General features: G+C 74.9%; 12 protein-coding genes. 5 read left to right on the forward strand and 7 right to left on the reverse strand.

Features of this window, described 5'->3' with window-relative positions; genetic code table 11:
* Positions 1-76 precede the first annotated feature (76 nt).
* Positions 77-1,192, reverse strand: a complete 1,116-nt coding sequence (locus LQ51_RS02450; RefSeq protein WP_046562975.1) for a MerR family transcriptional regulator — start codon at positions 1,190-1,192, stop codon at positions 77-79.
* 272 nt (positions 1,193-1,464) lie between these two features.
* Here LQ51_RS02450 and LQ51_RS02455 point away from each other — a divergent pair, with 272 nt between their 5' ends.
* Complete coding sequence (locus LQ51_RS02455) at positions 1,465-2,610, forward strand: hypothetical protein (protein ID WP_052744732.1); 1,146 nt, start codon at positions 1,465-1,467, stop codon at positions 2,608-2,610.
* A gap of 20 nt (positions 2,611-2,630) precedes the next feature.
* Here LQ51_RS02455 and LQ51_RS02460 read toward each other — a convergent pair whose 3' ends face one another.
* A complete protein-coding gene (locus LQ51_RS02460) occupies positions 2,631-3,188 on the reverse strand; it encodes a M23 family metallopeptidase (RefSeq protein WP_082159234.1) in 558 nt (185 codons plus the stop codon).
* A 170-nt stretch (positions 3,189-3,358) separates the two neighbouring features.
* Between LQ51_RS02460 and LQ51_RS02465 the strand changes: the two genes are divergently transcribed.
* Complete coding sequence (locus LQ51_RS02465; protein WP_046562976.1) at positions 3,359-6,118, forward strand: AAA domain-containing protein; 2,760 nt, start codon at positions 3,359-3,361, stop codon at positions 6,116-6,118.
* 5 nt (positions 6,119-6,123) lie between these two features.
* Here LQ51_RS02465 and LQ51_RS02470 read toward each other — a convergent pair whose 3' ends face one another.
* Positions 6,124-6,810 (reverse strand): VOC family protein, encoded by a 687-nt coding sequence (locus LQ51_RS02470; protein ID WP_046562977.1) that lies wholly within the window; start codon positions 6,808-6,810, stop codon positions 6,124-6,126.
* Positions 6,811-6,883: 73 nt separating this feature from the next.
* Complete coding sequence (locus tag LQ51_RS02475) at positions 6,884-8,635, reverse strand: ABC transporter ATP-binding protein (RefSeq protein ID WP_231605225.1); 1,752 nt, start codon at positions 8,633-8,635, stop codon at positions 6,884-6,886.
* 124 nt (positions 8,636-8,759) lie between these two features.
* Here LQ51_RS02475 and LQ51_RS02480 point away from each other — a divergent pair, with 124 nt between their 5' ends.
* Both LQ51_RS02480 and LQ51_RS02485 read left to right on the forward strand, forming a co-directional pair.
* The gene (locus LQ51_RS02480; protein ID WP_046562979.1) at positions 8,760-9,194 is read left to right on the forward strand and encodes a MarR family winged helix-turn-helix transcriptional regulator; all 435 of its coding nucleotides are present in this window, start codon (positions 8,760-8,762) and stop codon (positions 9,192-9,194) included.
* 84 nt (positions 9,195-9,278) lie between these two features.
* Positions 9,279-10,229: a hypothetical protein gene (locus LQ51_RS02485; protein WP_156312954.1), complete on the forward strand. Its 951-nt coding sequence runs from the start codon at positions 9,279-9,281 to the stop codon at positions 10,227-10,229.
* 81 nt (positions 10,230-10,310) lie between these two features.
* Here LQ51_RS02485 and LQ51_RS02490 read toward each other — a convergent pair whose 3' ends face one another.
* The 3 genes from LQ51_RS02490 to LQ51_RS02500 are packed head-to-tail and all read right to left on the reverse strand — an operon-like array spanning position 10,311 to position 13,191.
* On the reverse strand, positions 10,311-11,513 hold the full coding sequence (locus LQ51_RS02490; RefSeq protein ID WP_046562981.1) for an endo-1,4-beta-xylanase: 1,203 nt from the start codon (positions 11,511-11,513) through the stop codon (positions 10,311-10,313).
* Positions 11,514-11,566: 53 nt separating this feature from the next.
* Positions 11,567-12,844 (reverse strand): RNA polymerase sigma factor, encoded by a 1,278-nt coding sequence (locus LQ51_RS02495; RefSeq protein WP_046562982.1) that lies wholly within the window; start codon positions 12,842-12,844, stop codon positions 11,567-11,569.
* Positions 12,841-13,191 carry a YciI family protein gene (locus LQ51_RS02500; RefSeq protein WP_046562983.1) on the reverse strand — a complete coding sequence of 117 codons (351 nt, stop codon included), beginning with the start codon at positions 13,189-13,191 and terminating at the stop codon, positions 12,841-12,843. Before LQ51_RS02500 ends, LQ51_RS02495 begins: the two co-directional genes overlap by 4 nt.
* Positions 13,192-13,414: 223 nt before the next feature.
* On the opposite strand from LQ51_RS02500, the gene LQ51_RS02505 reads away from it, so the two are divergent.
* Positions 13,415-14,161: a lysozyme gene (locus LQ51_RS02505; RefSeq protein ID WP_046562984.1), complete on the forward strand. Its 747-nt coding sequence runs from the start codon at positions 13,415-13,417 to the stop codon at positions 14,159-14,161.
* Positions 14,162-14,321 lie beyond the last annotated feature (160 nt).

Below are 14,321 nucleotides of genomic sequence, written 5' to 3' on the forward strand. Positions count from 1 at the left end.
GCTCGCCGGCCTCCGCACCGTCGCAGCCCTCCAGCGGCGCGGCCCGCCGCCCACGACACACCGGGGGTACGTCGCGTCAGGCCACCAGCAGGCGGAGCCCGAGTTCTGCCGCGTCCAGGGCGACGATGTCCCGGTTGCGCTCGGCCCACCGGCCCGAGGCGAGGTCGGCGCGCAGGGTGCTGACCGCCCGCTGCTCGGCCTGCGGTCCGACCCGGGTCCAGACCGAGACCGCGCGGCGGACGTGGTCGTCCAGGTACGCCTCGGGCCGGCGCCAGTACGCCTCGAAGAAGCCGTCCGCGCAGTCCCACGGGACGAGCACGGGTTCCGCCCGTCCACCGATCGCCCGGGTCAGGTCGGCCAGCGACGGCCAGCCGACGAGGAGGTTCGCGAACTCGGGCAGGTAGTCGCGGGTGAGCCAGAACCGCTGACGCCAACCGGTGTCGTCGGCGTCGTACGTGAACACCACCACCCGGCGGGCCACCCGGCGCATCTCGCGCAGCCCGGCCACCGGATCGGGCCAGTGGTGCACGGTGCTGACCGCCATCGCGGCGTCGAAGGACTGGTCCTCGAACGGCAGGTTCTCGGCCGCGGCGGCCACGCACGGCGCGGCGCCCGCGGGTCGCTGCGCCCGCATGACCGCCGACGGCTCCACCGCCGTGACGTCCCGGTCGGGTGGTTCGTAGGAGCCGGTTCCGGCGCCGACGTTCAGCACCGTCCGGGCGTCCCCCAACGCCGCCCAGATCCGCGCGGCGATCCGTGGCTCGGTGCGCCGCGTCGCCGGGTAGGCCGATCCGATGGTGTCGTACAACTGCGCGCCGAACATCTTCAGCTGCTCCTCCGGGGTTGTCCTGATTCCCATTGCCCGTGCCTCCAGTTCCCGGTCGATCGCCGCCACCATGGCGGCGGCGCGGTCGCGCTGGTCGGACAGCAGGCCACGCAGCCGGCACAGGTGCGCGACCGCGTCGGTCGTCGGGTCGTCGACCAGATCCGCGACCTCCCGCAGCCCGAAGCCGAGCCGCCGGTAGGCGAGCACCTCCCGGAGCCGCTCCACATCGGCCGCGGAGTAGGCCCGGTGCCCGGCCGCGGTCCGGGTGGACGGCACCAGGAGGCCGATCTGGTCATAGTGATGCAGCGTGCGGACGCTGACGGCGGCCAACTCCGCCACCCGCCCCACGGTCAGGTGCTCCTCCACCCGACCGACTATGGGACATGACGCCGCGTGAGGAGCAAGCCCGTGGATGCCGGTCGGCCGGATTCCCGGCACGGCCGCCCCGGTCCCGTGCGGCCGCCGTGGGCGTCCCCTCCGGATCGTGCCGCCCGCGCGGCTGCCCTCCGTCGCGGCGCCGACTTGTTAGCGTGGGGCGGCGGAGCGCCGACGGGCGCCGCCGCACACCCCTCGCCCGACCGCACCCGGCGCGCACCGCGCCGCCGGGGACCCGCGGCTGCGCGACGGAGAGGGGTGCGATGACCGGGACGTCCGGCGCCGACGACGGCTCCCGCGCCACCGGGGCGGACGACAGCAGCCCGGCGCCCGGCGGCGCGGTGGACGGCGCCGACCCGGCCGACCACGGCGGACCGGCGACCGGCGTCAACCCGGCCGACCACGGCGGACCGGCGGCCGGCGTCAACCCGGCGGACCACGGTGGACCGGCGGCCGATGCCAACCCGGCCGACCACGGCGGACCGGCGGCCGGCTCCAGCCCGGCCGGCGGGACCAGCTCGGCGGAGGGGCCGTCCCACGACCGGTGGCAGCGGTGGCTCGCGCGTACCCGGGAATGGTGGGCGACGGCGCGGCACGCGGCGGCGCGGATGTCGACGGCGGCCCGGCCGGTCCTGCGGCAGTTGCGCTGGCCGGACCAGGAGCCGGCTCGCCCGGCGGTGACCGTGGTGGTGCGGCGGGTCGCCCCCGTGCTGCGGTTGCCGGCCCAGGGGCACGTCTACCACTTCGTGGTCCACGCCATGTTCACCTGGTCCTCCGACGACGCGCGGCCGGAAGTGTTCGGCTGGTATGTGGACTACTTCCAGCCGCACGCGATGCACCGGCTGCGCCGGATCGCCGCGCGGTGCGCCGCGCCGTTCCCGCCAGACCGCCCCGGGGCGGTGGCCCGGGCGCTGGCGGCGGCACTGACCGGCGAGAACGCGCTGCCCTGGGAGTACCCGTACGGGGATGTCACGCTCCGGTGTGAACCGGACGTGTCCGTACACCTGGACGAGCCGGTCCGCAAGCTGCTCCAGCCGTACTGGGACCAGCGCATCGCGCTGGAGTGGGAGCGTGACCTGCACCGGCGGCGGGCCGCGTACGCCGACGAGCACCCGGCCGGGCCGACCGCGGGCGCCGACGCCGCGCCCGCGGCCGGCATGCCGGAGTCGCTGCGCGAGTCGCCGCGGGAGGAACGCCCGCCGCACCAGCGGGGGACGTCGTCGGACGCGGCGCCGCCACGCCCGGGGCAGCAACGCCGGCGTGGCCCCCGGCCGCACTCGGCGGTGGAGCAGTTCAACCTGCTCGATCCCCTGCTGCAACCGCCCGCCATGCCCCCGGCCGAACCCGACCGGGTCCAGCCGGAGGACCCGGCGCGGGGCGACCGGGACACCGGCCCGCCGACGCCCTGAGCGCCGGCGGGCCGGGCCGGTCAGCAGTTGTTGGTGCTGGTCTGGTTGCGCTTGAGGTAGTCCGACCAGGTGACGCCCTGGACGACCGAGACGACCACGCTGCCGTCGTGGATCTGCTCGTAGTGCAGGTGCGGGCTGAGGTCGTACTTGGCCGAGGTGGCGCCCACCTTGCCGATGACGGTGCCCCGGTCCACCTTCGCGCCCTCGGCCACCAGGCGCTCGCTGAGGTGGGCGTAGCGGGTGCGCCAGCCGTCGCCGTGCCCGATGACGATGGTGTTGCCGTAGCCGGTGGTGGTCGAGTAGTACGACTCCAGGACGGTGCCGGCGGCGCTGGCCACCACCCGCCGGCCGAGGTCGTCGGGGTTGCCGTTCGCGTCGTAGTGGTTCCAGTCGATGGCGTGGGCCGGGCTGTGCCCGTTCCAGTTGTTGCCCTGCCAGGTCTGGCCGCACAGGAACGGCATCCGGAAGCCCGGCCGGGCCGCCTGCGCCGGCTGCACCCCGAGCAGCGCGCCGACGACGGCGCCGACCGTGAGCAGCGCCACGAAGCGCCACCGGGTGGCGGTGAACGAGATGGACATCGGTCCCCCTCCGCACAGATCAACGATGCTTGTCGATGCTAAGGTCCACCGCCGTCCGGGTAAATACCTACGGCGGTGAATGCAAGGACAAAGGTTTCCTACATCCCGTCGTCCGTGGGGTCGGCAGCCGGGCGGTCCCCCGCGTCCCCGTACGGCAGAATCGGCGGGCGATGGACGCGGCGAGGATCCTCACCGCGCTCGCCGACCTGGCTCCCGCCGGCGCCGAGCGGACCTTCGACGTGTCCGGCGCCGGCCGCCCGTTGATCTGGTTGCCGGAGCCCGACCGGGGACCGCGTGGCGCCCGGCTGGACCGGCTCGCGGCCCTGGACGCGCTGCACCGCGACGAGCGGATCCTGCGCCGGGGCCTGGCCTTCGTCGTCGGCGGGGCCGACCTCGACGGGAGCCGCCGGCGGGTCCGCGTGCCGCTGCTGGCCCAGCCGGTACGCCTGGACCGGACCCGCCGGGGCTACCGGGTGGTGCCGGCCGGGGACCTCGAGCTGACCTCGTTGATCGAGGACCGGGAGCTGGCCGCCCGGCTGGAGGCCGCCCCGGGCCTCGCCGGACCGGGCTGGCTCGGCGCGCCCGGCACCGCGGCGTGGCTCACCGCCGCCGCCGAGGCGGCCGGCCTGAAGGTGGTGTCGGTGCTGGCCGGGCCACCCCGCAGCATCGACGACGGCGTGCTGACCGGGGTCGCCGCCGCCGCGCTCTTCACCACCCGCGACCTCCTCGGTGGCCGGCTACGCGACACGCTGCGCGGCTGGGCGGCCCGCCCCGGGCTGGCCGGCACCGCGCTGCACCGGCTCTACCTGGGCGGGGCCTCCGACGACGCGCCGCCGGAGCCGCTCGCCGACGACGGCGAGGTGCTGTCGCCGTTGCCGCTGAACCCGGCTCAGCGCGACGTGGTGCGGTCGACCAGGACCCAGCCGGTGGTGGTCGTCTCGGGCGCGCCCGGCAACGGCAAGAGCCACGCCCTGGTCGCCGCCGCGCTGGACACCGTGGACCGGGGCGGCTCCGTGCTGGTGGCCACCCAGTCGGTGCACGCCGCCGACGTGCTCGGCGACCTGCTGCGCCGCCATCCCGGGCCGACGCCGGTGCTTTTCGGCGACGCCGAGCGGCGGGAGGCGATCGCCGCCGACCTGGCCGGCGGCGCGGCCGCCGGGGTGGACGACGCCACGCTACGGGCCGACGAGGCCGCCGTGGCCGCCGCCCGCGAGCGGGTCACCGCCGTGTCGGCGGGCCTGGTGGCCGCCCTCGACGAGGAACGCCTTGCCGCCACGCTGCCCGGCTGGCAGCCGCTGCTGCCCGCGCTGAGCCGCGACGCGCCGGGCCTGTTCGACCCGGGCACCGACCTGACGGCGGTGCGGGCCGCGCTGGCCGCCGCCACCCGGGCCGGCGACGGCTGGTGGCGGCGCTGGCGGCGCACGCGCGCCGGGCGGCGGTTGCACCGGCTGGCCGGAGCCGCTGACCCACCGGTGGACCGGGTGCGGGCCGCGCTGGAGGCGGCGACCGCGGTGCGGGCGGCGGCCCGGCTGGCCGCCACCGGCGGCACCGACCTGACGGCCGCCTGGCGGAGCCTGGCCGAGGCGGACGCCGCGCTGGCCGAGGCCGTCGGCACGGTGATGCGGCACCGTTCGGCCGGTGCCCGGCGGTGGACGGACGCGGCGCGCCGGGCCACCAGCGGCCTCGGCGCGGCGCTGCGCGCCGGCCGGAACCGCCGCCGCGAGCTGCTCGCCGGCCTGGACGCCGCGGCGCTGGTACGGGCGCTGCCGCTGTGGGTGGGCACGGTCACCGACGTGGAGGACCTGCTGCCTCCGGTGGCCGGAATGTTCGACCTGGTGGTGCTGGACGAGGCCGCGCACATCGACCAACTGCGGGCCGCCCCGGTGCTGGCCCGGGCGCGGCGCGCGCTGGTGGCCGGCGATCCCCGCCAGCTCCGGTTCGTGTCGTTCGTGGCCGACGTGGACGTCAGCAGCACCCTGCGCCGGCACGGCCTGGACCGGTTCGGCGACCGGCTCGACGTGCGCCGGTCGAGCGCCTTCGACGTGGCGGCCGGGGCCGCGCCGGTCAGCTGGCTCGGCGAGCACCACCGGTCCGTGCCGCACCTGATCCAGTTCTCCGCCCGCCGCTTCTACCAGGACCGGCTGGAGCTGGTGACCCGGCACCCGCGCAACGAGCGCGCCGACGTCATCGACGTGCTGACCGTCGCCGACGCCACGGTCGTCGACGGGGTCAACCAGGCCGAGGTCGCCGCCGCCCTCGACGTGGTGCGGCGGCTCGCCGCCGCGCCGCCGGCCGGCGGGATCGCGGTGGTCAGCCCCTTCCGGGCCCAGGCCGACGCGCTGGAGGCGGCGCTGCTGGCCGCGTTCGACGTCGACGAGATCGAACGCCTCGGCCTGCGCTCCGGCACCGTGCACGCGTTCCAGGGCAGCGAGGCGGACGTGGTGATCGCCTCGCTGGGGCTGGTGGACGACGACCCGCCGGCGCGGCACCGGTTCGTGGCCGAGCCCAACCTGTTCAACGTGCTGGTCACCCGGGCCCGCGCACACCTGACCGTGGTCACCTCGCTGCGCGCGCCGACCGGGCTGGTCGGCGACTACCTGGCGTACGCCGATCGGCCACCGGCGGGCCCGGACCCGGATCCGGCGACGGGCTGGACGGCGGCGCTGGCCCAGGAGCTGCGCCGGCTCGGGGTGCCGGTGCGGCCCGGTTATCCGGTGGGCCGGTGGCGGGTGGACCTCTGCGTCGGCGCGGCCGAGGTCGCGGTGGGGGTGATCTGCGCGGTGCACCCGGACGGCGTCGCCGCGCACCTGGAGCGGCAGCGGACGCTGGCCCGGGCCGGCTGGCGGCTGCACGACGCGTTCGCCAGTCGCTGGTCCGATGATCCGATCCGGGCCGCCCTCGACCTGGTGTCCCGGTTCGACCTGGCCTGATCGGCTCAGGACAGCGGCACCTGCTCCGGCTGCGGCTGGCGGGCGCGCAGGAAGGCGCCCAGTCCGGTGGCGTCCTCGCTGGCCAGGAACGCACCGCGGGCGTTGAGCAGCGCCTCGTCGGCGTGCGCGAGGCAGCCCCACACGGTGTCGCCCCAGGTGTCGGCGAGCTTCACCTCGGCCGGCTCCGGGCAGGCCTCGCCGCGCGGGCCGCCGATCTGGCACCGGGCCGGCGCCCCGCCGCGCCGGCTGAGGGTGGCGGCGGCCTCCCGGATCAGCGAGAAGCGGGCCTGCTCGCCGGTCTCCGGCCCGCCGGACTGCCCGGGCGCGGGCCGGCGCTGGCCGAAGACCACGGTGTTGCCGTCCGGGTCGATGGTGCGGCACTCACCACCGGGGGCGTGCTCGGGGTGACCGACCCGTTCGACCAGGTACCCGGCGTCGGTGAGGCACCGCGCGGTGGCGGCGAGGTCGTCGACGTAGAGGTAGAGGAGCAGCGGCAGCTCGACGGTGACCAGGCGCGGGCGTACCGCGGCGAGCAGCAGGGTCAGCTCGCCGCACCGCAGGTAGCACCAGCGGGCGTCGCCGTCGCCGCCGGCGCGCTCCTGCGTGTACCCGAAGGCCTGGTAGAAGTGCCGGGACGCGTCCGCGTCGGACACGTACAGCACCGGCACCTGGACCCGCACTCCGTCATGCACCGCGCCACTGTAGCCATTGCCGACGTCCAAATCACGTCTTGCGGATCAGGTTTTTGGCCCGCGGGACGGGCGCTCAGGCGGCCAGCGCCGCGTACCGGCCGTTGCGGCCCAGCAGGGTGTCGTGGCTGCCCGACTCGACGATCCGGCCGTGGTCCAGCACGGCGATCCGGTCGGCGTGGCGGACCGTGGAGAGGCGGTGCGCGATGGTCACCACGGTGCGGCCCCGGGCCAGCTCGTCCAGGGCCCGCTGCACGGCGCGTTCGGTCTCGGTGTCCAGCGCGCTGGTCGCCTCGTCGAGCACCAGGATCCGCGGGTCGCGCAGCAGGGTCCGGGCGATGGCCAGGCGCTGCTTCTCGCCGCCGGAGAAGCGGTGACCGCGGGAGCCGACCACCGTGTCGTACCCGTCGGGCAGCGCGGCGATCAGGTCGTGGATCCGGGCGGCGCGCGCGGCGGCCTCGATCTCGGCGTCGGTGGCGTCCGGGCGGGCGTACCGCAGGTTGTCGCGCACCGTGGCGTGCAGCAGGTAGGTCTCCTGGCTGACCACGCCGACGATCGCGGCCAGGTCGACCAGGCGCAGGTCGCGCAGGTCGACGCCGTCCACGGTGATCCGGCCCGCGTCGGGGTCCTGCAGCCGGCTGATCAGGGCGGCCAGGGTGCTCTTGCCGGAACCGGTCTCCCCCACCAGTGCCAGGCTGGTGCCGGCGGGCACGTCCAGGCTGATCCCGGCCAGCGCGGCGGTGTCGCTGCCCGGGTAGCTGAAGGTGACGTTCTCCAGGCGCAGGTGACCGCGGACCCGCGCCGGATCGACGGCCACCGGCCGGGCCGGGTCGGCCACCTCGACGGGCAGGTCGAGGTATTCGAAGATGCGGGCGAACAGGGCCAGCGAGGCGGTCAGCGTCACGCCCACGTTGAGCAGACCCATCAGCGGGCGGAACAGGTTGCCCTGCAGGGCGGTGAAGGCGACCAGGGTGCCGATGGTGAGGGTGCCGGCGGTGCCGGGCAGGCCCGCGCCCAGGTAGATGACGGCGGGGATGGCTGCGAAGATCACCGTCATCGAGGCCATCCGCCACCGGCCGGCCAGCTCCGAGCGGAGCTCCAGGTCGACCAGGCGGGCCGAGGAGGCGGTGAACCGGTCGACCAGGGCCGCGCCGGTGCCGAGGGTCTTGGCCAGCTGCACGCCGCTGATCGACAGGCCCTCCTCGATGGTGACGTTGAGGTCGGCCAGCTCGCGCTGCCGGTGGGCGGTGATCTCCCGGCGCAGCCGGGCGACCCGGCGGGTCAGCCAGATGGCCGGCGGCAGCACGAGCACCGAGACCAGGGTGAGCCGCCAGCTCAGCGCCACCATGGCGATGACGGTGGCGACCACGGTGGTGAGGTTGGCGGCGATCGAGGTGGCGGTGGAGGTGACCACCGCCTGCATGCCGCCGATGTCGTTGGTGATCCGCGACTGCACCTCGCCGGTGCGGGTGCGCACGAAGAAGCCGATCGACTGGCGCTGGAGGTGGGCGAAGACGTCGGTGCGCAGCCGGTGCATCACCTCCTGGCCCACCCGGGTGGAGATCCAGGTCTGCGCGACGCCGAGCACCGCGGTGACCGCGGCCACCCCGACCATCCCCGCGACCAGCCAGGCCAGCAGGGTCAGGTCACGCTCCGGCAGGGCCCGGTCGATCACGGTACGGAGCAGGAAGGGCGTCGCCATGGCGAGGATCGACGACGCCACGATGATCGCCACCACGGCGGCGAGCGGGCCGCGGTGGGCGGTGAAGAGGCCACCGATGCGGCGCAGCGAGACCTCGCGGGCCTGCGCCTTCTCGGCGGGGGTCACGGTGCTCCGGCCGCCGCCGCGGCCGTCCCGGAATCCGTCCAAGGGATGCTCACTCTCGTCGGGGGATAATGCTGAGGCTACCTCATCATGAGGGAACAACAGTACGTGCTGCTACCGTATTCCCGTGAGCGGCAGCAGTCCCGTACGCGGCGGTGACGAGGAGAGCCTGGCCGAGACGTTCTGGGCGGTGGCCCGGCGGCTGCGCCACCAGGCCAAGCGCACCCTCGAGCCCTGGGAGATCAACCCCGGGCAGGCCCGGGCGCTCGGCGTGCTGCTCCGGCACGGCCCGGTGCGGCTCAACGTCCTCGCCGAACACCTGGGCATCGCGCCCCGCTCCGCCACCGAGGTGGTCGACGGCCTCGAGGAACGCGGGCTCGTGGCGCGCCGCCCCGACCCCGCCGACCGGCGGGCCACCCTGGTCGGGCCTACCGCCGAGGGCGGCCGGGTGGGCCGGGCCATCCGGGCCGCCCGGGCCGCCGAGGCGGAACGCCTCTTCGGCGGCCTCAGCGACCAGGACCGCGCCGAGCTGGCCCGCATCCTGCGTACGCTGCGCGACTGACTCTCCGCACCGCACCGGACGATTGTCGCCGCAGCACGCGGCGGCGCACGGTCCCGTCGATCATGCCGGACCAGCCGGGCGACGGTGGACGACCGATCCTCTGCCGGGCCGTCAGGTCACCTCGGCAGCCGCAATCGCCGGCCGAGGCCGGTCGATCCGCTGCCCGCCTTGCCCGTCCGGGCGAGATCGTCGGGCCGGGCCGCGTGTGATCATGCCGGTATGCGAACCGCGCAACGGCTGGTGGCCGGGCTTCTCGCGCTGCTCTGGGCCGTGCCCGGCTTCGGGCTGATCGACCTCGAGGTGACCGTCGCGCCGGACGAGGTGTGGCGGCCGGTGGCCATCCTCGACGGCGGATGGGGCCTGTTCGTCACCGCGTACATCGTGGCGGGTCTCGTACTCGTCATGATCCGACCAAGCTGGGCGACCGAGATCGCCGGGCAGCTCACCGGCATCGCCGCGCTGCTCGCGGTGTCGGCGGGCCTCGCCCGCGAATACACCGTGTGGTGGATGCTGCTCGCACTCCTGCTACCGGCGGGCGCATTCGCGGGACTCGCCGCGCTCGACCGACGGCGTGGGGCGCCGGTCGGGGGTGAGCGCGCCGCACCGGTCAGGCCATCGGTGCGGTGGGCGTACGCGGGACTCGCCGTAGTCGGCGCGGCGCCCTGGACGGGCTACGCCCTCGACATGTACCGGGCCAACCGCGACCAGCTTCCGCCAAACGAGATCACCAATGACGTCAACCACTGGGCCGTCCAGGGTGCCTTCGCCATGACGCTGGTCGGGTTCGCCGCACTGGCTGCCCTGCGCCCGTCACTGCGCCGGTTCAATGCCGTGCGGGTCGGGGTCTGCGCCGCGTACTTCGGAATCTGCTCGTTGCGTTTCCCCGAATCAGCCGCGGCCCTGTCCACCTCGACCGCGGCGCTGGCCGTGGCCTGGGGCGTCGCCGTGCTCCTCGTGTCCGCCGTCGACAGACCGGCCGGGCGCCCGGCTCAATCCCCCAGGCCACCAGCTTCACCAGTGACGACGGCTTCCTGATCGGGCAGTTCACCGGCAAGGCCCGGCAACTGCTCGCCGCGATGACCGGGGCCGGCGCGGCAGGTTCGGTGGGACCTGCCGTCAGAGGGCCGCGTCGAGCGCCACCTCGCCGGGAGCGTCGAGGCGCAGCGTGGTCGTGCCGCCGGCGGCGCTCAGCTCGTACGAGCCGAGGAACCCGCGGAACCGGACGCGGCCCTGCTCGTCGGCGACCAGGGTGGTGGGTGGCAGCCACCACTCGCCCTTGATCAGCCCGTGCAGCGCCTCGTACGAGGGTTTGCGGCTGCCGTCGGCGCGCAGGAAGCCGCCCGGCGCGCCCAACCAGCCCCCGTCGCTGATCCCCCAGTAGGTGACGGCCTGCACGGACGGGTGCGACAGCAGCGTCCGGTAGTGCCGGACGATCTCGTCGGCCTGGCGCTGCTCACCCTCGGGCGTCGTCGGCCAGTCCGGGATCTGGTAGTCGTTCAGGTCGACGATCTCCGGCGGCATCAGGTGCCCGGAGACGATGGTGGTCTCGGTGAAGTGGATCGGCAGCCCGTAGCGGGCGAACCGGTCCAGGATGCCCAGCGTCTTCTCCTCGCCCCAGTAACCCTGGTGCATGTGGCTCTGCAGGCCCAGCGCGTCGATCCGCACGCCGGCCGCCAGCACCCCCTCGATCAGGCACTCGTACGCGGCCGACATGTCGAAGTCGTTGAGCAGCAGCGTGGCGTGCGGGTTCGCGGCCCGGGCGGCGTCGAACACCATCCGGACCAGCGGGATGCGGCCGACGTCGCGGCAGAGGCGGGTGATCCCGTTGTCGTCCCGATCGAAGATCGGCATGATGACGACCTCGTTGATCACGTCCCACGTGTCGATCACCCCGGCGAAGTCGGCGACCTCGCGGGTGATCCGGTCCCGCTGGACCCGGGCGATCTCCTCGGTCGGCAGCTCGCGCAGCCAGTCGGCGGTCACCGTGTGCCAGGCCAGCGGGTGGCCCTTCACCGTGCAGCCGCGGTCGACGAGCCAGCGGGCCGTGGCCAGCAGGCGGCGGGTGTCCGGCCGGCCCCGCTCGGGCTCGAAGCGCCCCCAGTAGAACGGCAGCGTGGCCATGTTGAACAGCTCGAGCCACTCCCCCGCGAGCGCCTCGTCCCGCCCGGTGCCGGCGCCGTTGGCGAGGTCGACGAACTCGAAGCCGGTGCAACCGAACCGGAAGCGGTGCTCGCGCTGCGCGACGGTCACCTCCTGGCCGGCCAGCGGTCGCCCGTCGCGGGTCACGGTCACGGTCGCCTCGGCGGTGCGGTGTTCCATCGGTCCTCCCCGGGTGATCCGGACGCCCCGGTACCGGGCATCCGGATCACAGGTTAGGACCCGGGACACGCCAGCAGGTCCCGGGATCGGCGCAGGAACGCCCGCTCGGCGGCGTTGGCGGTGCGCGCGATCGCCGCGTCGTACGCGGCCACCGCCTCGGCACGCCGGTCGAGGCGGCGCAGCAGGTCCGCGCGGACCGCGTGCCGGACGTGGTACCCCGCCAGGTCGAGCCGGTCGACCTCGGCGAGCGCGGCGGCCGGACCGGCCACCTCGGCCAGCGCGACAGCCCGGTTCAGCGCCACCACCGGCCCGGGGGCGTGCACCATCAACTGGTCGTAGAGGGCGAGGATCTGGCCCCAGTCGGTCTCCGCCACACTCGCCGCGTCGGCGTGCACCGCGTTGATCGCGGCCTGGATCTGGTACGGGCCGGGCCGGTCCCAGCGTAGGCAGCGCCGCACCAGCGCCTGCCCCTCGGCGATCAGCCCGCGGTCCCACCGGCGGCGGTCCTGCGCGCCCAGCAGCACCAGCGCGCCGTCCGGCCCGGTCCGCGCGTCCCGCCGCGCCTCGGTCAGCAACATCAGCGCGAGCAACCCGACCGCCTCCGGCTCGTCCGGCAGCAACGGCGACCGCTCCGGCCCGGCGGGGCCGGCGCCGCGCCACGACCCGGAGCACTCGTCCACGACCAGCCGGCCCAACCGGATCGCCTCGGCGCACAGGTCGGCCCGGGTCAGCCGCTGACCCGCGCTGGCGGTGTGCCCCTCGTTGAAGATCAGGTAGAGCACGGCCAGCACGGCGCGCAGCCGGTCGGGCAGGTCGGCTTCGCGGGGCACCCGGTACGGGATGCCCGCGTCGCGGATCTTGGCCTTGGCCCGGACCAGGCGCTGCGCCATGGTCGGCTCGGGCACCAGGAAGGCCCGGGCGATCTCGGCGGTGCTCAGCCCGCCGAGCAGGCGCAGGGTCAGCGCGACCCGGGCGGCCGGACCCAGCGCCGGATGGCAGCAGGTGAAGATCAGCCGGAGCCGGTCGTCGCGCACGGGTCCCTCCTCGGTGGGCGGATCGAGGGCGTACAGCCGGGCGGCCTGGGCGTGCCGGTCCGCGCGGGACGCCTCCCGGCGCAACCGGTCGATCGCCCGGTTCCGGGCGGTGGTGATGATCCAGCCGGCCGGGCTGGGTGGCGGGCCGTCGGCGGCCCAGCGGTCGACCGCGGTGGCGAACGCGTCCTGGACCGCTTCCTCGGCGAGGTCGATGTCGCCGAGGAGGCGGACCAGGACGGCCACCGCCCGCCCGTACTCCGCGCGGAAGACCCGCTCGACGTCGGCCGGGCCGGTCATGCCCCGCCCTGGAACGGGCGCACCTCGATCGGCAGCGTGGTGGCCAGCGCGTACCGGCGGCCCCAGTCGAGCGCGGCGTCCAGGTCGGGGGCGGTGATGATGGTGACGCCGCCCAGGTACTCCTTGCCCTCGGCGAAGGGGCCGTCGGTGACCAGCACGTCGTCGCCCTCCGCCCGCAGCACCGTGGCGGTCTCCGGGGCGTGCAGGCCGTTGCCGAACACCCAGCAGCCGGCCTCCCGCAGCTCCCGGCCGATGGCCGCCACGTCGCGCATCACCCCGGCCAGGAACTCCGGATCCGGCGTCGCCGCGCCGGCCGGCTGGTACATGCTGATCAGGTACTGCTTCATCCGCTCCTCCTCGTGGCCAGGGCCGGCCCGGCCGCCCCTCCACCCTCCATACGAACGGCGCGGCCCGGTTTCGACACGCCGGCCGGAGCGGATTCCGCCACCGACCCGGGCGACCTCCCAGACAGAGAAAAACTTCCATACCTCTATTGAAAAGTTTCTCCAGTCTGTGCCCTAATACTGACAGTTCCTTTCGTAGCACTCCCCACACCCCCAGGGAGGAAAGATGCACCGTCCCCTGCGAACGGCGCTGCGTACGGCCGCCACGGCCCTGCTCGCCACCGCCACCCTCGCCGCCTCGGCGCTCGTCGGCGCGACTCCCGCCAGCGCCGCGCCGGCCGGCCTGCCCGGCATGGACGTCTCCAGCTACCAGGGCAACGTGAACTGGTCGGCCGCCTGGAACAACGGCGCCCGGTTCGCGTACGTGAAGGCGACCGAGGGCACCTACTACACCAACCCGTACTTCGCCCAGCAGTACGTCGGCTCGTACAACGTCGGCATGATCCGCGGGTCGTACCACTTCGCCCGGCCGGACACCACGAGCGGCGCCACCCAGGCGAACTACTTCGTCGACCACGGCGGCGGCTGGTCCAAGGACGGCAAGACCCTGCCCGGCGCGCTGGACATCGAGTACAACCCGTACGGCTCGACCTGCTACGGGCTGAGCCAGGCCTCGATGCGCAGCTGGATCGCCTCGTTCGTCAACCAGTACTACGCGCGGACCGGCCGGTGGGCCACCATCTACACCACCACCGACTGGTGGAGCACCTGCACCGGCAACACCTCGCAGTTCGCCGCGAACAACCCGCTGTGGATCGCGCGCTACTCCAGCAGCGTCGGCACCCTGCCGGCCGGCTGGGGCACGTACTCCTTCTGGCAGTGGTCGTCCTCCGGCGTCTTCCCCGGCGACCAGAACGTGTGGAACGGCAGCCTGGACCGGCTCCGGGTGCTGGCCTGCAACGGACCCTGCTGATCCGGCTCCGGTGGCGGGCCCGCTCGATCGGGCCACGCGCGGCGGCGTCCGCCCGGCCGGCTGCGGCGCCGGGCCGGAAGCCGGGCCGGAAGCCGCCCGGCCCGGCGCCGCGGCCCGCCACCGGCACCGTCCGTCCCCCACGAAGGAGGCCCCGATGTCC

Origin of the sequence: Micromonospora sp. HK10, assembly GCF_000982955.1 — a bacterium.
In the GTDB taxonomy this organism is placed as follows: domain Bacteria; phylum Actinomycetota; class Actinomycetes; order Mycobacteriales; family Micromonosporaceae; genus Micromonospora.

Coding starts and splice junctions, on each gene's coding strand:
- LQ51_RS02455 (WP_052744732.1), top strand. CDS start 1,465: ATGACCGGGACGTCCGGCGCCGACGACGGCTCCCGCGCCACCGGGGCG.
- LQ51_RS02460 (WP_082159234.1), bottom strand. CDS start 3,188: ATGTCCATCTCGTTCACCGCCACCCGGTGGCGCTTCGTGGCGCTGCTC.
- LQ51_RS02465 (WP_046562976.1), top strand. CDS start 3,359: ATGGACGCGGCGAGGATCCTCACCGCGCTCGCCGACCTGGCTCCCGCC.
- LQ51_RS02490 (WP_046562981.1), bottom strand. CDS start 11,513: ATGGAACACCGCACCGCCGAGGCGACCGTGACCGTGACCCGCGACGGG.
- LQ51_RS02495 (WP_046562982.1), bottom strand. CDS start 12,844: ATGACCGGCCCGGCCGACGTCGAGCGGGTCTTCCGCGCGGAGTACGGG.
- LQ51_RS02500 (WP_046562983.1), bottom strand. CDS start 13,191: ATGAAGCAGTACCTGATCAGCATGTACCAGCCGGCCGGCGCGGCGACG.
- LQ51_RS02505 (WP_046562984.1), top strand. CDS start 13,415: ATGCACCGTCCCCTGCGAACGGCGCTGCGTACGGCCGCCACGGCCCTG.